The organism is Chitinophaga filiformis (assembly GCF_023100805.1).
GTDB lineage: Bacteria > Bacteroidota > Bacteroidia > Chitinophagales > Chitinophagaceae > Chitinophaga > Chitinophaga filiformis_B.
In genome coordinates this window covers 3,057,584-3,081,020 of the sequence record NZ_CP095855.1, presented here as the reverse complement: position 1 = coordinate 3,081,020, position 23,437 = coordinate 3,057,584, and the positions used below count along the sequence as shown (strand labels likewise).

Annotated in this window: 13 protein-coding genes and 1 CRISPR repeat array; of the genes, 4 read left to right on the top strand and 9 right to left on the bottom strand. The window is 46.2% G+C overall.

Annotated elements, in window-relative coordinates:
* The first annotated feature begins 5 nt into the window (after nucleotides 1-5).
* From MYF79_RS12370 to cas2, 4 genes are read left to right on the top strand one after another with little or no spacing between them, the layout of a single operon-like run.
* Nucleotides 6-1,079, top strand: a complete 1,074-nt coding sequence (locus MYF79_RS12370) for a hypothetical protein (RefSeq protein ID WP_247814165.1) — start codon at nucleotides 6-8, stop codon at nucleotides 1,077-1,079.
* Nucleotides 1,080-1,110: 31 nt separating this feature from the next.
* The gene (gene cas4 / locus MYF79_RS12365) at nucleotides 1,111-1,614 is read left to right on the top strand and encodes a CRISPR-associated protein Cas4 (RefSeq protein WP_247814164.1); all 504 of its coding nucleotides are present in this window, start codon (nucleotides 1,111-1,113) and stop codon (nucleotides 1,612-1,614) included.
* Between the two features lie 11 nt (nucleotides 1,615-1,625).
* Nucleotides 1,626-2,630 carry a type I-B CRISPR-associated endonuclease Cas1b gene (gene cas1b / locus MYF79_RS12360; RefSeq protein ID WP_247814163.1) on the top strand — a complete coding sequence of 335 codons (1,005 nt, stop codon included), beginning with the start codon at nucleotides 1,626-1,628 and terminating at the stop codon, nucleotides 2,628-2,630.
* A gap of 3 nt (nucleotides 2,631-2,633) precedes the next feature.
* Nucleotides 2,634-2,897, top strand: coding sequence for a CRISPR-associated endonuclease Cas2 (gene cas2, locus MYF79_RS12355; RefSeq protein WP_247814162.1), 264 nt, complete (start codon nucleotides 2,634-2,636; stop codon nucleotides 2,895-2,897).
* A gap of 209 nt (nucleotides 2,898-3,106) precedes the next feature.
* Nucleotides 3,107-5,646: a CRISPR direct-repeat array (repeat unit 30 nt; unit sequence GTTTGAATTGTACCGTATAGGAATTGAAAC).
* 133 nt (nucleotides 5,647-5,779) lie between these two features.
* Here the strand turns inward: cas2 and MYF79_RS12350 are convergent.
* The 9 genes from MYF79_RS12350 to MYF79_RS12310 all read right to left on the bottom strand — a co-directional run bounded on the left by MYF79_RS12350 (nucleotide 5,780) and on the right by MYF79_RS12310 (nucleotide 23,304).
* A complete protein-coding gene (locus MYF79_RS12350; RefSeq protein WP_247814161.1) occupies nucleotides 5,780-7,957 on the bottom strand; it encodes a glycosyl hydrolase family 18 protein in 2,178 nt (725 codons plus the stop codon).
* A gap of 154 nt (nucleotides 7,958-8,111) precedes the next feature.
* Nucleotides 8,112-12,119, bottom strand: a complete 4,008-nt coding sequence (locus MYF79_RS12345) for a two-component regulator propeller domain-containing protein (protein WP_247814160.1) — start codon at nucleotides 12,117-12,119, stop codon at nucleotides 8,112-8,114.
* Between the two features lie 51 nt (nucleotides 12,120-12,170).
* Nucleotides 12,171-13,229, bottom strand: a complete 1,059-nt coding sequence (locus MYF79_RS12340) for a glycoside hydrolase family 2 TIM barrel-domain containing protein (protein WP_247814159.1) — start codon at nucleotides 13,227-13,229, stop codon at nucleotides 12,171-12,173.
* 5 nt (nucleotides 13,230-13,234) lie between these two features.
* Nucleotides 13,235-14,920, bottom strand: a complete 1,686-nt coding sequence (locus MYF79_RS12335; RefSeq protein ID WP_247814158.1) for an arylsulfatase — start codon at nucleotides 14,918-14,920, stop codon at nucleotides 13,235-13,237.
* On the bottom strand, nucleotides 14,917-16,425 hold the full coding sequence (locus tag MYF79_RS12330) for a sulfatase-like hydrolase/transferase (RefSeq protein ID WP_247814157.1): 1,509 nt from the start codon (nucleotides 16,423-16,425) through the stop codon (nucleotides 14,917-14,919). Before MYF79_RS12330 ends, MYF79_RS12335 begins: the two co-directional genes overlap by 4 nt.
* Nucleotides 16,409-17,569 (bottom strand): hypothetical protein, encoded by a 1,161-nt coding sequence (locus MYF79_RS12325; protein WP_247814156.1) that lies wholly within the window; start codon nucleotides 17,567-17,569, stop codon nucleotides 16,409-16,411. The genes MYF79_RS12330 and MYF79_RS12325 overlap by 17 nt, the downstream gene beginning before the upstream one ends.
* 3 nt (nucleotides 17,570-17,572) lie before the next feature.
* Nucleotides 17,573-18,718 (bottom strand): family 43 glycosylhydrolase, encoded by a 1,146-nt coding sequence (locus MYF79_RS12320; RefSeq protein WP_247814155.1) that lies wholly within the window; start codon nucleotides 18,716-18,718, stop codon nucleotides 17,573-17,575.
* 30 nt (nucleotides 18,719-18,748) lie between these two features.
* A complete protein-coding gene (locus MYF79_RS12315) occupies nucleotides 18,749-20,212 on the bottom strand; it encodes a RagB/SusD family nutrient uptake outer membrane protein (protein ID WP_247814154.1) in 1,464 nt (487 codons plus the stop codon).
* Nucleotides 20,213-20,223: 11 nt separating this feature from the next.
* The gene (locus tag MYF79_RS12310) at nucleotides 20,224-23,304 is read right to left on the bottom strand and encodes a SusC/RagA family TonB-linked outer membrane protein (protein WP_247814153.1); all 3,081 of its coding nucleotides are present in this window, start codon (nucleotides 23,302-23,304) and stop codon (nucleotides 20,224-20,226) included.
* Nucleotides 23,305-23,437: the final 133 nt, after the last annotated feature.

The following is a 23,437-nucleotide window of genomic DNA, read 5'->3' as shown; positions in this document are numbered from 1 at the left end:
TACACATGAAAAATACACCATTCATTTACCTGAGGGGCCTGCGTCATGCACAGCATACAGTATTTGCTGTCAACGATGGCCAAAAGTTTTATGTTGACCCGCAATTTGGAAAAAAAATGGCCTATTCCAGTGGGCAACAGGTGAAGCGTTCCGTTCTGGAAGCATTAAACATGCCTTTCTCCGCCATGACATTCAACTGGGAGATCGACAAAAAAGACAACAAGGCCAGCCAGAAGGAGCCTCACTCTCCCTGCGATCCATCTTTCACTGACCAACTGCTGGGAGGTTATATGAAAGCGGAAAGCGGCAGTTTCGGGGTTAAAAGAAGAAGTCCCCTCTCCTTTTCTGCCATGCGTCCTTTGCATCCGCTGCTGGGAGGGATTGAATACCCAACGGAAAATCTCACTTTCGACAGGACTTCTCACCCGGAGCATCACGAAGTGAAGGTGTTCTGGTTAGACAACAAAAAACGTGGGGCGCAACTCTCAAAAGAGGAACTGGATGAGTGGTTGACAAGCAACAAAAGAACCTTACCCAGCCGGGCATTTATACAGGATCAGACCCGCGTGAGCGGGCTATTTGCCTATGATGTAGCTATTGACCTACGCACATTGTTCTGCGTTTCTACCAATAAACTTGAACCGGAGTTATTTCCGGAAGTTGAAAAGAAGCTCCGGTCTGAAGGATGGGTGGAAGGGGCCAATATATTCGGCAAATGCCTGATCTGCCCGAAAGAAAAAAGAGATGAGATCATCCCTGCATTGGCAAAAGCTTTAATTAACTGGAGAATAACATCCAACCAGTCCCGTACTTTCAGCCTGATGGAAACGGTAGCCCTGGCTATAAGTGATAATGCCAACCAGATTGCCTATGCTATTCGTGGGGATCTGAGAGACGACACCGAACGTCCGCAGGCAGTACCTAAAATTGATGAATCAACCCAAGCGGAATTGTTTATCACGCCGATTGCATCGAGTCATATAGCTGGTTCTGTTGGCAGCGCCGATGCGCTGGAAAAGGCAGAGCACAGATTGGCAGCAATGATCAGCCAGTTTGACTTTGAGCATCAGGTGAACTAATTTCTATCCGATGTTAATTGTACCGGCAGGAATGAATTTAACAGCAACTCATATCAACTACTATCACATCTGCCATCGGAAACTATGGTTATTCTCAAATGGCATTACGCTTGAGCACACATCCGATCTGGTCGCTGAAGGGAAATTAACAGGAGAAAACAGTTATCCTCAGAGAGCCGCAAAATATACGGAAATAGAAATAGGGGGAAGCAAAATTGACTTCTACGACGCAAAGAATAAGATCATTCACGAAATAAAGCAATCGGGCAGTATGGAAGAGGCACATGAATGGCAGGTTAAATATTATATCTGGCTGCTGGAACAGAACGGTGTGAATGGCGTCACCGGCATTATCGAGTACCCTAAATTGCGGCAAACGCAATCTGTATCTTTCTCGGATAGCGATCGTGTGTATCTGGAACTTTGCATGGAACAGATCACTAACATTGTCCAAAATCTCATGTGTCCACCACTTTTGAACAATTCAATCTGTAAGAAATGCGCTTACTATGAATTTTGTTACGCTTCTGAATAATACCTCGTCAGATGAAAAAATCATACTATTTGTTCAACCCCGGTCGGATGAGCCGGGAAGATAATACGCTTAAATTCGCTGTAACAGACGATAATGGGAATGAATCCTCTACAAAGTACATCCCTGTTGAAACCGTTGACAACCTATATGTTTTTGGCAGCCTTGACACCAATAGCACCCTGTATAACTTCCTTGGGAAAGAACATATAAGTGTTCACTTCTTCGATTACTATGAACATTACACGGGTTCCTATATGCCCAAAGATTATCTATTGGCAGGAAAAATGATCATCGCTCAAACAAATGTCCATTCAAACTTCCGTGAAAGATTATCACTCGCTCAGAAACTAACTGAAGGAGCCGCTTTCAATATGCTGAAGAACCTCAGATATTACAATAACCGGCAAAAAGACACCTCTGAACAGATTAGCCGTATTGAGTTTTTAACGGAGAGCATATTATCAACAACCGATATTGATATGCTCATGGGAATAGAAGGAAACATCAGGTCAAGCTACTATGAGGCATTCTCTATCATTATCAATGATTTTGAAATGGGACAACGCAGCAAGCGGCCTCCTTCAAATGAGATTAACGCCATGATCTCATTTATTAACAGCCTCTGTTATACACTTTGCCTTGATATGATCTACCACACACAGCTTAACCCTACAATCAGCTTTCTACATCAGCCAGGTGAACGACGATATTCATTAGCCTTAGATCTGTCAGAGATCTTTAAGCCAATACTGGTAGATCGCCTGATATTTTCCTTATTAAACAAAAAGCAAATACAGGCCAGTGATTTCGACCATAAATTAAATAGCTGTTTGTTAAAGGAAAGCGGTAGAAAAATTATTGTCAAATCCTGGGACGAGAAAATCAACGAAACGATCAAACACCGGTCTCTTGGCAGAAATGTCAGTTACAAACATCTTGTCAAACTGGAATGCTATAAATTAACCAAGCACATTCTGAACATTGAAGAGTATAAACCATTTAAAGCCTGGTGGTAATCTATGTATATTATACTTGTATATGATATTGAAGAAAAGCGGGTATCCAAGATGCTTAAACTTTGCAGAAGATACCTACACTGGATTCAAAACAGCGTATTCGAAGGAGAATTAAGTCCTGTACAATTAAAAGAACTCATTTTTGAGGCTGAGTTAATCATGGATGCCCGGAAAGACAGCCTTATTATCTTTAAAACCCGTCAGGAAAAATGGTTGGAGAAACAGGTCATTGGCAAAGAGAAGAATGAGATTGATAATGTTTTGTAGGCGTCGAGGTTAATGATTTTAGGAAATCTTGCCTTTCCAGAGTTATGCCCACAACATGTAATGCGTTAACTGCCAATAGATTAATCCCATCGTCTATGTCCAGGGGAAATTATACTTTTATAGGTAGACGACCTGGGAGGAACAAATCACGTGATTTTAATTAAATTAAGTTATTGGAACCCAAAGGATTGATATATACTTTTCGGCGGGTTTGAATTGTACCGTATAGGAATTGAAACGTATTCAAAAGTTAGCAAAATACAAAAGCAGGAACTGTTTGAATTGTACCGTATAGGAATTGAAACTTCTTTACCCGGGCGCCATTTTCATATGACGTATTCGTTTGAATTGTACCGTATAGGAATTGAAACCCACCTGGACAGAACAGCAGTTCAAAGAAAGCAAAGGTTTGAATTGTACCGTATAGGAATTGAAACTCATCTGACTGGTCTAAGTAATACCGGTCCTTCGAGTTTGAATTGTACCGTATAGGAATTGAAACTATGTTATTGTCTATCTGCCGGCTCGGTGTATATCTGTTTGAATTGTACCGTATAGGAATTGAAACAAACGACTATGCCAGGACGATGCAAAAGCCGCCTTTGGTTTGAATTGTACCGTATAGGAATTGAAACTCCGCAGGCGCTCCGGGATCACCTACAGTGTAGTTGGTTTGAATTGTACCGTATAGGAATAGAAACGAATAGAGACGCTGACTGTTGATCAAATCGAGCTAGTTTGAATTGTACCGTATAGGAATTGAAACTAGCTTCGCGTTCCTGCTCGAAAAGATCTTTACTAGAGTTTGAATTGTACCGTATAGGAATTGAAACTGCTCTTCCGGTCGATAGAACTAACGAAAAAACTCGTTTGAATTGTACCGTATAGGAATTGAAACTCAACCAAATGACGGCAGCACAAATCAGGTTGGACAGTTTGAATTGTACCGTATAGGAATTGAAACTTATATAGCGTCTCGCAGGTCTCTTTCTCGCCGGCGTTTGAATTGTACCGTATAGGAATTGAAACTTTTGAATGTGATATTTTATGCGAATAATGTGGTCTGTTTGAATTGTACCGTATAGGAATTGAAACCCTTTAAGCTCGAGGTTATATTCTCTGATGAGGAGGGTTTGAATTGTACCGTATAGGAATTGAAACGATTATAACATGTTGGTATCCCTGCGGCAGAATGTTGTTTGAATTGTACCGTATAGGAATTGAAACGACACTAAAACAGACGACAATGCCTGAACAGAAAATGTTTGAATTGTACCGTATAGGAATTGAAACTATATCATTCTGTCTACTCAGACGTCTGTTGATCAAGTTTGAATTGTACCGTATAGGAATTGAAACTATACGCTAGTTAGCTCTTTATCCTCGTGACCTGCGTTTGAATTGTACCGTATAGGAATTGAAACAAACGCAGGATGTTGGCAAGGGTCAGTTTTCCCATCAGGTTTGAATTGTACCGTATAGGAATTGAAACGGTATATTCTGTATATCTGCGCTCACTCGATCAGCATGTTTGAATTGTACCGTATAGGAATTGAAACTAGTAAAAATATCCTTTCGGCAAATATCCCCACACCGTTTGAATTGTACCGTATAGGAATTGAAACTTATCATGTGGTGTCATGTTGCGCATGAAAGATCTTGTTTGAATTGTACCGTATAGGAATTGAAACCACTTTCCCGGACCACCTCTTTCGCATCATAGAACGGTTTGAATTGTACCGTATAGGAATTGAAACTATCAAAATTTTACACGCAAAAGCGCCTGTTAATAGTTTGAATTGTACCGTATAGGAATTGAAACTTATAATACCATATTGACTGATCAGATGTCTTATATGTTTGAATTGTACCGTATAGGAATTGAAACATCTTCCAGTCGAAGATGGTTTTATTCACGAGGAGAGTTTGAATTGTACCGTATAGGAATTGAAACTCTTCTAGCCAGTTCGCTTTGTCAAAATTGTGACTATGTTTGAATTGTACCGTATAGGAATTGAAACGAGATAAAGACAGCTGATAAAATTGCCGTTGAGGTAGGTTGAATTGTACCGTATAGGAATTGAAACATGAGAGTTATAAACGAAATAAGCGCAAACAGCGCGGTTTGAATTGTACCGTATGGGAATTGAAACCGTTCTGCTATAGTTTTATCAAATGCTGTAGGGGAGGTTTGAATTGTACCGTACAGGAATTGAAACTTGAGGGCCAGGTAATGCTGCTGGCTAACTCCGTGCAGTTTGAATTGTACCGTATAGGAATTGAAACGAATTTAAAGCCGCCATTGTAAAAAGATTGCACGAAGTTTGAATTGTACCGTATAGGAATTGAAACACAGCACCAGATGCTGATGGATTTTATTTTGCTGAGCTTGAATTATACCGTATAGGAATTGAAACATTTCTTCCAGGGATATACCAACGTACAGCCTTACCGTGTTTGAATTGTACCGTATAAGAATTGAAACAGTAGATGCGGTAACGGTGTATAGATATTCATCCTCAGTTTGAATTGCACCATATCGGAATTGAAACTTGTTATTGTAGGTATATGTTGTAATCTTGTTAGTGCTTGAATTGTACCGCATAGGAATTGAAACTCTGGTGTAAAACCTTCCACGGCTGCGCCTCCGATCGTTTGAATTGTGCCGTATAGGAATTGAAACGAGATGGCCCGACAACAGAATTAGCAAGTGAGCCCAGTCTGAATTGTACCACACAGGAATTGAAACAACCAACTCGCTGCGACTTTTACCGTATCATGATCTGACTATTTGTACCTCACAGGAATGCCCCGAAAAACCTTATACCCCCAAAAAAGGCCGCCTCTCGCGAGACGGCCCTTCTCATTTCACCTATTTAAAACTACATGCGAATGAACTTCGCACTTTCTTTACGCGTACCAGCCGCATTTACAGTCTTTATAATCCACGTACCTTGTGGTACGCTGCTAATATCAACACTGATCAACTGCTGACCTTTGCCGCTACCCACATACTCCTTACGTAACACAGGTTTTCCACCTTTAATTCCCCATACCTCTACATATATCTTCTCAGCTGCCGCTGCGTTCACCTGGATCTGCACAGTTGAACCAGTCACAGGATTCGGATACACAACCAGTGATTTAACGGCAGCCGTAGGACTAACAGCCTTCACATCCGCTACCGCCAGCTTTGCACTACCGGAGCAAGCGCCCAATGGCTTCCACCAATAGTCTGCTGTTCCAGGGGTAACGTTATACAATCCGTTAGCGAGCGACTCATACAGATTACCATTATACACCACCTTGTCTCCCATATTATACACGGCAGGATATGGTGCATAAGCAGGTACGCCTGCACAGTTACCACCTCCGGTAGATCCATTGACAGCGATATTCACGCCGCCACTGGTAGTGGTCGCGCCGCCATTATCTGTAGCAACCGCAGTAAGCGTATAAGTTCCTGCCGCTACGTTGTTCCAGGTATAGGTATAAGGAGCGCTGCTCACTTCACCCAGTTTCGCGCTGCCATTGTAGAAGGCCACTTTTGCAATGCTGCCGTCTGCATCGCTTGCAGCAGCGGTAATGGTTACAGAAGCCGGAGCAGTAAATGAAGCGCCGCCTGCAGGAGAAGTAATGCTTACTACCGGGGAGTTGTTGCCTGGATTAGTACCACCACCACAATCTCTTTCATATTTCCACACCTGGCCATCTCCGCTGTGTGTGTCAGGCTGCTCATTCTGCGTCCACCATTTGGCGGTGTATATTTTGCTATTGTAAACAACCTGCATATTGCCGGTATAAACAGCACTGGCTGACCATGCAGCAATGCCATCACAGGAATTACCACCGGTACCATTTACTACAATTGAAACAGTTGCCGTAGTTACTGCACCGGCATTATCAGTAGCCTTAGCGCTCAGCGTATAATTGCCAGTCGCTACATTTGTCCATGTGTAGCTATAAGGGCTGGATGTAGCTTGTCCCAGCTTAACGCTGCCGTTATAAAATTCTACCTTGGTAACTGAACCATCCGGATCAGAAGCAGATGCCGTAATAGTAACAGTAGCAGGCGCATTAAATGTGGCACCGCCTACAGGAGAAGTGATATTCACTACAGGCACTTTATTACCGCCGTTGCCGCCGCCTTTCACCAGCACTTCATCATGAATAGCGGAAAGCAATGAATAAGCACCCACAGCATCCTGGGAAAGTTCCCACATCATAATGCCGCTTCCCTGATCCCAGGCCAGGTCAGTTTTACTTTTAATAGTAGTGATGCCATTATAACCGACACCGTTGTAGGTGTCTGAATAGGGACTGGCTCCTCTTGCGATCAACGCAGCATAACTCTCCCAGCTCGGACGGCCATAAAAAGGTACGCCCAGTACTGTTTTGCTGGCAGGTAAGCCCCTACCCTTCCAGTAAGATATAGATTGTGATGCATATGCATAAGTGGAGTGATCATAGTTGTTATAGTCATATGCCATCAGGTTCAGGAAGTCTACCTGTGAAAACACAGAACTGAGTACACCTTCACCGCCGGTACCTACTACAGCGGCTGTCAGCAGTTTACCCTGTGCATGCAAAGCCGTAGCCAGCTGTGTCATTAACGCGAGGTAGTTGTTGGCTGAAGCACCCGGATCCGGATACTCCCAGTCAATATCAGCACCATCCAGGTTATACTGGCTCACAAAATTCATCACGCTGTTGGTAAAATTGGTACGGTAACTACTGTTCCCTGCCAATGATTCAAAACCGCTGTCATCACCATTGTTCCAGCCGCCGATAGAGATCAGCACTTTAACGCCGTTGGCATGTGCCAGCGAAACGAGGCTTTGCAGTTTGGAAGGGTTATCAACGCCCTGTAATCCTCCTGTTGCCGTAGGTAATACAAACGCATAGTTAATGTGAGTAAGCTTGCTGTATTGCACAGCATTTACATCCCCCGACCAGGAGGGCATGTATCCGATCACTCTAAACTGTGCAAAGGACAATAAAGACGTAATTAGAAGAGCACAGGCCAGCATGCCTGCCCTGATCCATTGTTTTGTTCTCATTGATTCGGGTTTTAAGATTGATACTTAAGGATCTACACAAGGGTAGCTTAAGCAATTTCAAGGATAGCTAATGGTTATTAATAGGATTGTCTATAAGATGTCGTGCTGGTAGCCGGATGGTACCATTGAGAAGAAAAAAAACTAACACGACTTCCTAGCCCTTCTTCATCAGGTCTTCTACATCCTGCGCTCCCGGCCTTGTCTTATTGTCTGCGTATTCTTTTGGCGTTACCTTAAACTGTTGCAAAAAACACTTCGAAAAATAGGATGGTGAACTAAACCCTGTCATATAGGCTATTTCTGTTACCGTATGTGCCCCTGCCTGCAGCAGCCTTGCCGCATGCTTCAGCCTTACCAGCTTTATCAGCTCATTGGGTACATATCCCGAAAGGGATTTCAGTTTCTTATGCAGGTTCGAGCGGCTCATGGCCATGTTCCTGCTTAGTTCCTCTACGGAAAGTTGCGGGTCAATGATCCGCTCTTCGATAATACTCACTACCTTTTCCATGAACACCTTATCCCTGCTGTTGGTGGCCAGCACACTCACGTCACTGTTAGGCTGCTCTGAATATTTCAGGCGCAGCTTCTCCCTGGAAGCGATCAGGTTCTTTACGATCGCTGCAATGTGCTTCCACTTGAACGGCTTCATGATATATGCGTCAGCTCCCGCTTCTATTCCCTTCAGTTCCGATTCACTATTGCCTTTTGCAGTGAGCAATATGAATGGGATATGACTGTACGCTACATTCGTTTTCACCTGGTGGCATAATTCCAGGCCGTCCATCTCCGCCATCATAATATCCGATATCACCAGGTCTATGGAGTGGACCTCTATCAGCTGCATGGCAGCCTTCCCATTGGCGGCTGTCACAACATTATATCCGTTCTCATGAAAACTTCCGGCCAGGAATGATTGAATTGATGCCTCGTCCTCTACCACCAGGATCAATGGTTTTTCTTCGTCAATGATCCCTTCCTGATAGTTGAATTCCTGCCTGGCCGTCCGTTGCTTGGCAAGCGGCAGTTCCAGGGTGAAGATCGTCCTCTCTCCTTCCCTGCTTTCCACCAGCAATTTTGCTCCATGCCTTTCAGACAGTGAACTGGCCAGGGCCAGGCCAATGCCTGTACCGCCCATATTACGGTATTCCTGATGTTCCCTGGCAGTAGTAAAGAATTGTTTGAAGATGTTCTTCATATCGGCCGCCGGAATGCCGATTCCATCATCCTCCACGCTAATGCACAGGCGTGGGTCTTCTCCATCAGCGCCTGTCATATCAAAAACGGTGATATTCACTTTCTTCTTCGCAAACTTGAACGCGTTGATGAGGAGGTTGCTCAATATCTTATTCAACACTTCAGGATCTGCCTGCAATAATAAACGGCTCACCCGGGTGCTCATTGTGAATTCAATATCTTTCTGATAAGGCAGTGAAGAAAAACGGGAATAGATAGACTGCACCAATGATATGATCTCTACCTCCTCTTTCCTGATCTCATAAGCATCACTTTCAATTCTCCGGAAATCAAGCAGCTGGTTCACCAGGTCCATCAGCCGCTCTGCATTCTCATCCATAATAGCCAGTTGCGCTTTTTCTTCATGCTGCCACTTGCTCATAGACAACAGTTTCTCCAATGGCGCAATGATCAACGATAAGGGCGTCCTTATTTCATGTGCCATCACCGTAAAAAATTCGATCTTCCTGGCATAAAATTCCTGCTCTTCCTTGTTCTTCAGACGTTCTATCCTGATCTGGTTCTGTCTTCGGATACGATTGGACAAATACCGATATATGCAGTAAGCCGCCACCAATACCAACAGCGTGAAAATAATATATGCTACCGTGGTCCTGTAGAATGGTGGTCGTATGATCAACCTCATCGTAGATTCGGGCACATCCCAGTTGCTACTTTCAGCCGTAGCCTTTACCCTGAAAGTATAAGAGCCGGGCGACAAATTCGTATAGGTTGCCTTTCGCTGGTCACCTACATAGTTCCAGTCCGGGTCAAAGCCCTCCATCTTATAGGCATAGCTCAGCTTCTCCGGTGCGCTGAAATTGAGTGCAGCAAATTCAAAACTGATGACTGACTGATCGTGCTGCAATACCAGCTTGTTCGTATAATTGATCTGTTTCTGTAATGGTCCGCCTGCTGCCAGTGGTACCTGCCTGTTGAACAGCTGGAAATTGGTAAAAGATACACGGATCTTATCTGTAGCAGCAGATACTTTCTCAGGATAAAAAGCATTAAAGCCCTTGATGCCACCAGCAAATAGCTTACCATCGGACATTTTATAGAATGCCCTGTAATTGAACTGCCGGCTTTGCAGATTATCCTGTGGCGTAAAATGTCTCGCCTTCCTTTTTGACGGGTCTATACTATAAATGCCATCATTGGTGGTGATCCATATTTGTCCGGCGTCGTCCTGACGAATACCATACACCACATTGGCATTAATGCCCGCTTTGTCATTGTAGGGTGCTGCCTGCTTCGTCTTAAAATTATATATATGCAAGCCGCCGCCATCTGAGCCTATCCATAAGTGGCCCTGGTGATCATCATACAGACAGGTCAGCTTATTCATGCCATCCGCTGTTACCTTACCCCACTGTTCCGTTTTCTTGTTGTAGCATATCAGTCCATCATTGTATGTGGCAAACCAGAGTGTCTTATTTGCGTCTTCGTAAATATCATAAATAATGGTATTGCTCACACCCTCCTGCAACACTCTTGTAAAATCACGGCGACCGCTATCATACAGGTCCAGTCCCTTGTCGGTTCCTATCCATATCCTGTTGTCCCTGTCCTGGTAAATGCAGAAAACGTTGTCACTGTTCAGTGAGTGGATATTTCCCGGCTGATGCTGGTAATATGATACCTTACCCGTCCGGGGATCAAGCACATTCACACCGCCGGCAAACAGTCCGATCCAGATGTTGCCATCTTTATCCCTTACCAATGTATGAATGTTATGATACGAAAGTTTCTGCTGGCCAGGCAGAAAAGGATATTGCTGAAAAGTGCGCGTAAGGGTATTGAAATATTGCAGGCCACCATCTTCTGTGCCAATCCATAATTTCCCGGGACCATCTTCGAGAAAACAACTCACAGCACGGCCGGATAAAGCATCGTGTTCTCCTGTCGGATAATACAGCTCAAAAGCAGCGCCCTTCTCATTAAAGTAACTGGCCCCTCCAAAGAAAGTCCCCACCCACATTGTGCCTGCCTTGTCAGGAAACAGGGAATAAATGGCATTATCGCTGATGCTGAAAGGGTCATTCCCCTGGTTGGTATATACTGTAAATTTATCCGTTGCAATATCCAGCACATTCAGTCCTTTCTCAGTACCCACATATATCCTGCCGGGCGATACCTGGCAGAGAGCCCGTACAATATCGTCGTTAATAGAAGAACCGCTTTTGTCGTTGCGGTAAACGCGGAATGTTCTTTGCCGGGGTTGCCATTTACACAGGCCGCCATTCATGGTGCCTACCCACATGACACCATCCGTCCCTTTATATATCGTATTGATGAAGTCGTTGCTCAGTCCACTTGTTCCAGAATGGAGGTTGGTAAACGATCCCGTGGCAGGATTATAAATGTCAATACCGTTACCATAAGTGCCGATCCAGATATTGCCATCGTCATCCTGCGCCATCCTGGTAACCTGGTCGCTGGACAAGCCTGAATTGCCTGCCTTGAAATTGCGCAAGGATCTTTTCACCGGATCATAGCGGTATAACCCATTCAGCCGCGATGTATACCATACGATACCATCCTTATCGCGCATAATATCAAAGACACTTTTCTCATTTGTTGAACCAAAATGAGAGAACTGTTCTTTTTCCAGGTCGAGTATATAAACGCCGTTCTCCGTCCCTATCCACAGGTGGATACTGTCTACCCGGGCTATACAATGTATAAAGTTATTGCCCAGGGAAGTTGAGTCATTCTTTTTATATTGGAAATTCCTGAACTGATACCCGTCAAAACGGCTGATCCCGTTCTTGGTACCAAACCAGAGGTAGCCCTGGTCATCCTGCGCAATTGCCCGCACAGTGCTGGAGGGCAGCCCTTCCGCCACCGAATAATTCCGGAAGCGTATCTGCTGCCCACTGCCCTTCAGGTATAGGAAAATCAAACAGTAAAAAATCACGCTCTTCATCCACTAATATTTATCCTTTGCATTCCCTTTAAGGAACCTCACATGAATGTCTTATTTACACAGCTTTTTAATAAAGGCCTCTTCCTCTTTGCTGAAGGGTGTTCCATCTTTCCTGTAAATATCATGGAACCATAGCTGTGGTTCTTTTCCGTCTGGCATCGGCGTGTCCCATGCGTAAATCGTATTGGTTTTCCCGCTTACAAATCCCCAGTTGATAGCGCCTACATTTTCTGCCTTCAGCATTGGCATGATCAGCTGGAATAAACTGCCATTCCTCCTCGCCATATACTCAGTGCAGATCATGGGTCTGCCATACTTTCTCAATGTATCTACAGTATGCCGGTGATCATCAATGTACGCATAATTGTGATAGGTAGTCACATCGGAATTCTCCAGCTGGAACTTATTCAGCTCTTTAAATGCGGGGCCGTCGTTCCATACGCCTGAGCTTACCGGCTGTGAGGGCCTTACTTCCCATGCCCATTGAAATACTTTTTGCAATAAAGGCATGCTTTTGCCAAATTGCTTGTTATTACCCGGTTCATTGTAAAGATCCCACAACAGGATACGGTCGTCATTCCTGAAAGTTGTCAGCACATCTTTAACATAGGCCTCAAGCACTTTCATGGTATCAGGATGCGTGTATATCATGGTACCGGGATCTCTTACCCAGCCTGAGTTGTGCACGCCTGTTTTGGGCTCAGGCTGTTTACCCAGCCATGCCGTATCATTCCAGCAATCGTCAAAGAATACGAACAGGGTTTTAATGTGGTGCCTGGAAGAGATTGCCAGGTAGGTATCCAGGCGTTGCTTAAATCCTGCCTTATCAGCAGCCCAGACCAGGTGATGCAGGTAAACCCTCATCACATTGAGCCCCAGGTTTTCCGCCCAGCCAAGCTCACGGTCGATAGTAGCGGTATCAAACGTTTCCGCCTGGAACATCTCGAGCTGGTTGATAGCTGTAGAGGGTTGGAAATTACTTCCTCTCAGCCATCCCTGCCTGGCATACCATTCATTTGCCTTTTCGGCTGACCATCTCTTTTGCGCTGAAGCCATGTTGATCATTAACAGACCACAGGCCATCAGCATCATTACGCTTCTTGTGAACATAGATTTTACTTTTTACCGGGTTTAGGAAAAACATTATGCGTATTGGCCCATTGTCTCCATTGAGCGGCCATTTTGGATACGATATCAGGATGCTGTCCTGCCAGGTCATTCAGCTCTGTTTCGTCCTGGTTGATCCTATACAAACGCCAGGTAGTATCGCCGGCCAACGATACCAGTTTCCACTCACCCTCGCGTACATAACGGGCGTTAAAATGCTCATTGTACAATGCATCGTGTCCCTGGCGTTCCTTTCCTTCGAATGCAGGCAACAGGCTCACACCTGTATAAGGCGTAATATTGTGGCCTCTGTATGTATCGGGATAGTGCGCTTTCGCCACTTGCAGGAAAGTGGGCATAAAATCCATTACATGCCCCATATGATCAGTAAATCCTCCTTTTGCATTTACTCCCTTTGGCCAGTAGACGATCATAGGTGTGCGTACACCACCTTCATAAGACTGCGCTTTGGCATACTGATAAGGGGTATTAGCTACATTCGCCCATCTTTCACCAATGGACGCAAAAGTGGTCTGCGGACCGGGAAGTACATCCTTTTTCACCGGATAGTGTATCTCTTTTCCGTCCCTGGTCTGGCCCGGACGGTCAAAGCCGGGCCCATACCGCATACAGTTTTCAGGACTGGCACCATTGTCGCTCAGGAATACGATGATCGTGTTGCCGAGCTTACCGCTTTCCTTCAGGGCCTGAATAATACGCCCTATGCCCTGATCCATCCTGTCTATCATTGCTGCATGCACCGCCATTGCCCTTGCATCCCATTCCTTGTCCGGGTTATTTTCCCAGCTCAGTTCCTTGTTCATGCGGGGCGATAAAGGCGTCGTGGCCGGATCGATCAGACCCTGCGCCACCATTTTTTTATAGCGCGCTTCCCGGATAGCATCCCAGCCTGCCTTATAGGTCTGCTCATATTTTTTTATATCCTCCGGCAATGCCTGCAATGGCCAATGCGGCGCTGTTTGCGCAACATATAGGAAGAAAGGTTTATCCTCTTTGCTGAGCGTTTTGATATAGCTGACGGCAGTATCATTGATAGCGTCCGTATGATAATAGCCTTCAGGTACCTTGTCAACAGGCGTCGTACCATTCACGAGACTGAAAGGATCAAAATAATCCACTACTCCGAAGATGTTGCCATAATACTTTTCAAATCCCCTGCTCACCGGGTACTGCTCCACCGGCGAGAAATAAGGATGAGATGCCTGATGGTTCAACCACTTCAGCTGTGCCTCCGGCGTTGCTTGCTCAACGGTATTGGATACATGCCACTTGCCTGACATAGCAGTGTGATAGCCTGCGTCTTTCAGCACTTCTGCCAGCGTAACGGTATTCTCCGTCAGGTAACCGCGATAACCCTGCTCATTCCTTGCAGTCGTCATTTCGCCGATGCCTGCCTGCTGATTGTATAAACCGGTAAGCAATGAGGCCCTGGTAGGGCAACATCGCGAAGTATTATAGAAACGTCTGAATCGCAGACCATTTGCAGCCAGGTAATCAAGGTTGGGCGTTTCTATCTCACCGCCATAACAGCCAATGTCAGAATACCCAAGATCATCCGCCAGTATCAGCACAATATTGGGCCGTTCGTCCTTGCCCGGGGTCTTGTTGTTTTTACGACTCCCTGCACAGGATAATAAAACGATCGATGATAAAAATACAGCCAGTGGTTTCATAGTATTATTTTTTCCAGTTCTGCTTTCAATGCTTTTACGATGTCCGGATACTGGTCCGCCAAATTGTGCTTTTCACCGGGATCTTTTTTCAGATCATACAGCTGCGGCACCTGTTCCAGCCCCGGTTCTATTTTTTTATTCTTCAGCCAGTCAGGTACCGGCACCTGCTGCGGAGCGATGTACTTCCACGTATTCCTGCGAAGCGAAAGCGTATAAGACTCTTCCAGCAGATATTCCCGTCCCTGCTTTGACCTGCCCAGCCAGGCGTCCAGTTCATTCCGGCTGTCCTGCGCAGCGCCGGCAGGCAATTGTTGTCCCGTTAACGCTGCCAGGGAAGCCAGCAGATCCACCTGAGAACACAATGCCGCTGAAACGCCGGGCTGTATTGTGCCTGGCCAGCAGGTAATAGTGGACACCCTGGTTCCCGCCTCAAAAGCGCTGTATTTTCCACCTCTGAATATTCCTGCGGGTTGATGACCGTTATTCAGCTTCACGGCAAAATCTTCATAGCCGTCGTCCAATACCGGACCATTATCACTGCTGAATATAATCAATGTATTTTCCGCAATACCCAATGAATCCAGCAACCGGGTTACTTCACCAACCATCCAGTCCATCTCTTCAATCACATCTCCACGCGCTCCCAGCTTTGTTTTTCCCGCAAAGCGTTTGTTAGGCGCCCGGGGCACATGTATATTCGGGAAAGGATAATAAAGGAAGAACGGTTGATTCATGTGGCTGGCAATAAAGTCCTTTACCTTTGCATTTAGCACCATGGGAATCTCTTCGTCCACCCACCTGGCACGCTTTCCACCCGACATGAAACCGATCCTGCTGATGCCGTTGACAATGGTATTGCTATGCTGTGTATCTGCACGTTGTTTCAGCAATTGCGGATCTGACAAGCCTGTAGGCTCATCACCAATCCTTCCTGTATAACTCACCGCAATGGGATCATTGGGATCGAGGTCAGGAACACCCCCATTCTCCACGAATACTGTGGGTACGCGGTCTGTAGTGGCGGGGATAATAAATGAGTAGTCGAACCCAAGCTCATTAGGCCCCGGTGCTATATGTCCGTTCCAGCCGATCACACCATTTCCCAATCCAAGATGCCATTTACCAATGACAGCGGTTGAATACCCCGCCTGCTGCAACATGCCGGGTAAGGTAACAGTCCCCGGCCGGATCAGGAGTGGCGCATCTCCAGGCAGAACCGCCGCCTTCTTTCTGAAGGCATAAATACCTGTGAGGAGCGAAACCCTCGAGGGTGTACAAGTTGCTGCTGAACAATGTGCGTCTGTAAACCGCACGCCTTTAGCCGCCAGGCGGTCAATATGAGGCGTTTTAACTGCCGACGCGCCATAACATCCCACATCACCATAACCCAGATCATCGGCATATAGCACAATGATGTTGGGCCTTGACTGGGCTTTCACAGCTGTCCATCCTGTCACGAAGCATGCAAGCAGTAGCAGGATAAAACCTTTACTTTTTCTTTCCATGATTAACAATGTCTATAAAGTCATTAAACCATAAAGGATTGGGAGTATAGGACCCGTCAGCCTGCGGTTGCAGGCTTTTCATGGGAAATATCGGATTGACAAACCATATAGCGGTTCCCGGGCCCACCTTCGCAGGCGCAGACTGGCTGAGGTATCCGTAGGTTGCCAGTACTACGCCATACTTACGGAAATACCTGTAATAGGTCTGCATAAAATGCGGCGGGAACCAGGAACGCGACGCGAAGAGATCGGCCCATTCATCGCTGCTGACCTTTTCCGTATTGGCCTTGCTGTACCATTCATACAATTTCATGCCGGGCGGATAGTGATATTTATGGGCAAAGCTGATACCCGCTGCAGTGCTCCCCAGTTCGTCTGATAAATAGTGGTTGTACAGCCGGAAGAGAGAGAACTCAGGAACAATGACAGGCTTGTCCGGCATAATAGTGCGAACAAATCTGAAAGCGTTTTCCATGTCGAGTGAGTCGCTGATATGCAGGTGAATAGCCAGCCCTTTTATGCGAATGTTCTCCTGCGCCAGCCGTATCAAGCCCGTCACACCCGGTTTTTGCTGCTGTTCTTCCTCGAATAGCGCGGGCAATGAGCCCACGTAGACATCTGGCCGTGTAAGTTCGTTATGCTGCCTGTAATAGGGCTCCACCACTTCATTTAATAGTCTTTCCATGAATCGTACCAATGGCACTACTCCTTCCGCATTCACCTGTAAATCCGCCTCCATGGTTTCAAGATTAGGCTCATTGCCTAACTTAAATATATCTATGTAAGCACCCACACGATCCAATATTGCCGTAGCTGTTGCAAAATACTTTTTCTCTTCTGCAGAACCAGGCACGGGTATGCGCTGTTTATACTTTTTAAAGTCCCAGCGAAAACCGAATGCTACTTTATAGCCGGCCTTTTTAGCATCGATCACCTTTTGTAAACCAGGTGCTGTAGCAGGGTCCTTTTCTCCTCTTATATACTCAAAGATATAGGGAGTAGTGCGGATCCATTCCACAGGCGTTTTACGCAGGTACACAAAGTCAATGATCTCAGGATCATGATTAAAATTAGCACCTATTTCCTGAGCATACATCACAGTAGGCAATAGCGCAATGATAGCAGTAAATATTTTCCTGATCATGGTTTAATTTGATTTTAAAGCGGCATAAAAACCGGCGGCACGTGCTGTGTCCGGCCTTAATTTACCATTCACCCATTTTACCGGTACCAAACCGGGCCGGCATGTTACTGAAAACCTGGTGCCCATAATGCCTCTTGGGTTAAAGAAGGTCGTTGACCACCATTTGCCTTGTCTGTCTTTGAAGACATTGTTATGACCACCCTGTAATATGGCAGCATAACGGGCACCATAGGGGCCATAAATATTATCGGCTTCTGCCACCACCACATCATAGCTGTACAAAGAATCCTGCCTGTTCTTATCATTCCGCAGATACGAAAAAGTGCCATCTGCTTTCTTCACAGACCAAATGGTTTGCAGCAACTGGTACCTGCCATGATGTTTGGTAATAAATACGCCTTCAATATACGGCTCGGGGTTGTAAGGCATTTCTATCAGTTTTCTGAATGGCTCCGCTACATCGCTAAGATCATCTTTCATCCTGGCAATAAAATGATTATGCCCTACCAGGTACACCTGTCCTTTATCATCCTCAAAGAGGCTGAGATCAATATCCGGAAATATAGCCTTACGTTCATTTCCTTTAATATTTCGGTATGGTCCTTCCGGCTTGCCTGAAACACTTTCCAGTACAAAAGAGCCGGCGCCCCCATTCATACAGGCCACCAGCAGCCATTTCCTTTTACTGCGGATATAGTGTAATTCCGGCGCCCATACAGCGCGATAAAAGGAATCCAATACATCCCTGTTGGGCGACATTGCGGCCGGCTCCAGCGGCTTCCCCCCTTTCTGCCATGCTGCCGCGTCCCTGCCAAAACTCCAGATCAGGCCCATAGGCTCCCATTGCTGCAGGTTTCTTGATCGCCACAGGTACAGGCCGTCATTATAATCCCAGCAATGTACCCGGCCGGCAGGAAATACGCGGCCGGGTGTTGCTGTAGTACCTGTCATGTAATAATATCCATCCGGGCCCGTCATTACGTAGGTATCGCGCATCCACTGATCCATCAGAGGTGCAACAGATGGTGGCACCGTTAAAGCAGGGTTGCCGACAGGCGCTGCCGGATGACTGTACTTACCAGACTGTCCATAGGATATTTGCGCAATCAGGCATGCGAGTCCTGCAATTGCAATGCTTAACTTTATCATTTATAATACTTCCTTTAGCTTACTATTCGGTTAATACTCCGGGTTTTGTTTACATGCCGGGTTCGCATCAATTTCCGTCTGTGGTATCGGGAACAATTTGTGCTTGTCGGCAGCAATGCTAACACCCCTTGCCTTTGCCAGTGAAATGAATTTATCATGACGCAGCAAGTCTTCCCTTCTCAATCCTTCACTGTAAAACTCCCAGGCCCTCTCACGGAGTATCAGGTCTCTGAACACCTCCTTACTGGTAGCTTCTGTCGAAGTCAGATCGCTGATGCCTGCTCTCCTTCTAACCTGGTTGATCAGGTCCAGCGCTTCCTGTGCAGGACCTGTCAATTCATTCAAAGCCTCGGCACGGCTCAGCAAAATATCTGCATACCGGATAACAGGAACGTCATTTCCGCTATGATTACCTACGGTGGCATTATCCCAGTATTTCAGGCTTCTCACGTTATCGGGTGTGGATAGCAGGTTAACCCATTGGTTGTTTGTGTTTACGTAGTGGCGCAGCAGCAATATGGCCCGGTGATCGTTGACAGTATCGAGTGTATTGGTGAATGCAGAACGCATCCTGTACTGCGTGGCAAAATTGGCCATCGAAGTTGTCCATACATACTCGGGAACCTGGTCTGAGGTCTTAAAGCCTGGCGGCAGGGCGCCTGCTGTATACCAGTTACCAAAACCGTCCTGGTTCCGGCATGGATGCACCATGATCATTTCCTTGTTTCCTTCATTTTCTACCCTGAACATCTTCTCATAGGCAGGGAACAGCTGGTAATAGCTGAACCCTATCACCTGTTGACAGGCATCGGCAGCCTTCTGCCATTGCCGGGTATTGAGATAGAACTTTGCCAGTGCACTCCAGGCCATACCTTTGTTAGCCCTTGCAAAAGCTTCTTCCTTGCCAGGTTCCGGCAGATCGGCTATAGCTGTTGTCAGCTCTGTTTCGATAAAGGTCTTCATTTGCTCGTCCGTGGCTCTTGCCAGGCTGGCGTCCGAGCTGGTGGAGGTACGCAGCGGAACGGGGCCAAACCATTTATATAACAGATCATAGGCATATGCTCTCAGGAACCGGGCCTCAGCGGCATATATTTTCCTGTTGACATCCGTCGTATTGACGTTGGAGATATTCTCCAGCACAATATTCGCGTCACGTATGGCACGGTAGGTGGGCGCCCATACATCTGCCTGCAAAGTGCCCAGTGATGCATCCCAGGTAAAATTGATCAGTTGTACCAGGGTCAGGTTTTCTGCACCACCGGTGTTGTAACCTATATCTGTAGTTACTTCAGCATTGTTGATCAGATAACGGGATGGCGTTGGATTCTGTATGCCTGCATACGAAGAAAATAATACAGAACGGATTCCTTTTTCTGTCGTTAACACATTACCCGGTGCAAACTCTCCCGGGGGTGTTACATCCAGTGTTTTCTCACATGCGGTCTGCACCAGCAGTGAAACAATAATAAAAGACAGTATGATAAATTTTTGCATAAAGACCGTTTTTAGAATTGAACATTTACCCCGAATAAAAAGCTGCGGGTCATCGGATAAGAGCTGTAATCTATTTTCAGGATATCATCTCCAATGGAGTTCACAGCCGGATCAATACCTGAATAGTTCGTGATGGTGAACAGGTTCTGTCCCGTCACATAAGCCTGCAGTCCTTTCACCACCTTATTGCGCAACCTGAAGTCGTAACTGAATCGCACAGATTGCAGGCGCAGATAAGACGCATCCTCCACGGTCCTTGAGTTCACCGTTTGCTGTCCCTGAGAAGTGGGATTTATAAATGACGGGTATTTGTTGGTGGGGTTCTCCGGTGTCCAGCGATTCAGATAGGGCTCAGCCAGTTTATTTCTGCGGAAGCTGACAGGGAAATAGCTGTCGATAGCGGCATTATTCAATATACTGGCGCCCTGAGAGCCTTCCAGGAATACCGATAATGAAAATCTTCTGAATCCGAATGTATTCGTGATGCCATAGGTGAAGTCAGGCAATGACTTGCCCAGGATCACCCGGTCGTCCGCATTGATCTGTTTGTTATTGTCCACATCCCTGAACTTCATATCACCTGGCTTCACTCCTGCAGGCGCATTGGAGAAGTCGTCATGCGTCTGCCACACGCCCAGCACTTCATATCCATAATAAGACCCAAGGGATGCACCTGGCCTGATGATACTGGCATTGGCAATGAAACCTGCACCACCGGTAAGGATCTGCGATAAAGGCCCCAGGCTTAACACCTTGTTCTTCACCGTGGAGAGCACAGCACCTACATTCCAGTTAAGTCCGCGGCTGCTGCGCAGCACATCACCGGCAAGGTGCAGATCGATACCGGTATTTTTCATACGGCCGATATTCCGGGTCTTTACGCCAAAACCAGTGCTTAACGGTTGTGGCAGATCCAGCAGCAGATCGGAGGTACGCCTGTCGTAATATTCAATGGAACCAGTAAGCCGACTGTTGAACAATGCAAAGTCGATACCGATATCTGCCTGTTTTGCTGCTTCCCATTTCAGGTCAGGATTAGCTACACGGGATGGCGCCAGGGACGTATAACGGTTGCCGCCGAATATAGCATCTCCTCCACCGGAGAAAGTCGTGATATAAAGATAGTTGGCGATAGACTGGTTTCCGATCACGCCATAACTCACCCTGAACTTTAATTCATCAATAAAACCCGCTCCCTTCAGGAAAGATTCTTCATGCATTTTCCATGCGAGAGCAGCGGATGGGAAATAGCCAAACCTGTGATTGGAACCGAACCTGGAAGAGCCATCAGCCCTGAAGCTGGCGGTAAGCAGGTAGCGATCCTTAAAGGTATAGTTTACACGCCCGAGGAAGGAAACGATCTTCGTAGACGCCCTTCCGCTGCCGATCTGGTTCAAGGTGCTGTTGCCGGTACCTATTGCATTATAGATAAGATCGGGCAATGCATACCCACGGCCATTGCCGCCAAAGGAATTAGAACCAAAGTGTTCATATGTGCTACCTGCCACTGCATTTATAACATGGTCTTTTCCAAAATCCTTCTTGTAGTTCAACGTAGCTTCACCCATATAATAGTTTACGTTGCCTGTGTTGATGGAAGCAACGCCTCCTGTAGGAGATCCTTGTATTGTAGACGGATCCAGCCAGGTATTCCGCTGGGTGATGTTGACATCTCCTGCACCTTTCAGTTTAAGAGAAAGGCCTGGTGCGAAGAAGTACTCACCGTACACCGTACCGAAAGTCCTGAAACCATCACTGTTTGCATACTGTCCGTTTATCAGGATCAACGGATGATCAATAGTGGTCATATAGGGCGAGCGGTTATAGCCACCATTTTCATTATATACCGGGTAGGAAGGATCGTAATTAATAGCGGCGTACAATGCACTGCCATTTTCATTCACGCCAATACCGACGGAGTTGAAATTGTCCCTTATGTAAGATGTATTGAGATTGATACCAAACGCATATTTCTGTGCAATACTATTTTCCAGGTTGAACCTTGCGGTGTACCTTTTCACTGAAGAATTCTGCAGCACGCCTTCCTGGTTAAAATAGCCCAGGGATGCATAAAAACGAGTATTATCCTTTCCGCCGGAAAAAGAAAGGTCATGGCTTTGTACACTGGCGGAGCGGTAGAGTTCCTGCTGCCAGTCTATATTTACCGGGTCGTTGGTGACTCTTTCAGAGGCTACACCGCCTCCGGCATCAATAATTGCATTCAATACGGACTTATATTGCTGGCCGGTCAACATGCTGAGCGAGTTGGATGCTTTCTGTGTACCATAGTAGGCGCTATAGTTCACACTTAACTTTCCGCTTTTGCCTTTTTTGGTAGTGATCATCACCACACCATTGGAACCGCGGGAACCATAGATAGCCGTGGCAGAAGCATCTTTCAATATCTCGACGGATTCAATATCGGCCGGGTTCAGACTATTCAACGGATTTCTTGGATTGGGGGTAGCAACGAAGCCGGAACCACTGCCGGTTACAGGAGCAAGGTTGTTGACCGGCATTCCATCTATCACATATAAAGGATCATTACCCGCAGTGATGGAGCTGGCCCCACGGATCTTTACACTCATGGCACTGCCGGGCTCACCGCTTTTCTGGTATACCTGCACACCGGAGGCCCGCCCCATCAATGTCTGTTCAACATTAATATTTGCCCCGGGAGTGAGGTCTTTCGATTTCAGCGACACGACCGATCCGGTAATGTCCGACTTTTTCACCGTTCCATATCCCACCACTACAACTTCGCCCAGGTTTTCATTTTTAAGTTCCAGGGCTACATCCAAAGCGCTTTTGTCTCCTACGGGGATCTCCCGGGTGGTATAATCCACTAAATAAAACAGCAGTACGGCATTGTTGCCTGGTACAGGGATAGAAAAGTTACCATTTGCATCAGTAGTAGTCCTGGTATTGGCCCCTTTTAATAATACGGTTACATTGGCCAGCGGCGCACTTTTGTCGGCCGACGCCACCCTTCCCCTGACAGTGCGGCTCTGGGCATTGGCCAGAAATGTGGAAAATAAGAGCAGCTGGATAAGCAGCAAACATGCGGTAATTTTTGGCATTTTGTTCATCATGATATTTGGTTTTAAGGGGGTAATGGCAAACCGGGATGCAAGACTGGAAGTCTGAGGATTGATGGTGGATTGTCGCTCAGTTCCTGGAATTGAATTAAAATGGCCGCAGGTGGTGTTGGCCGGACAAGAAATG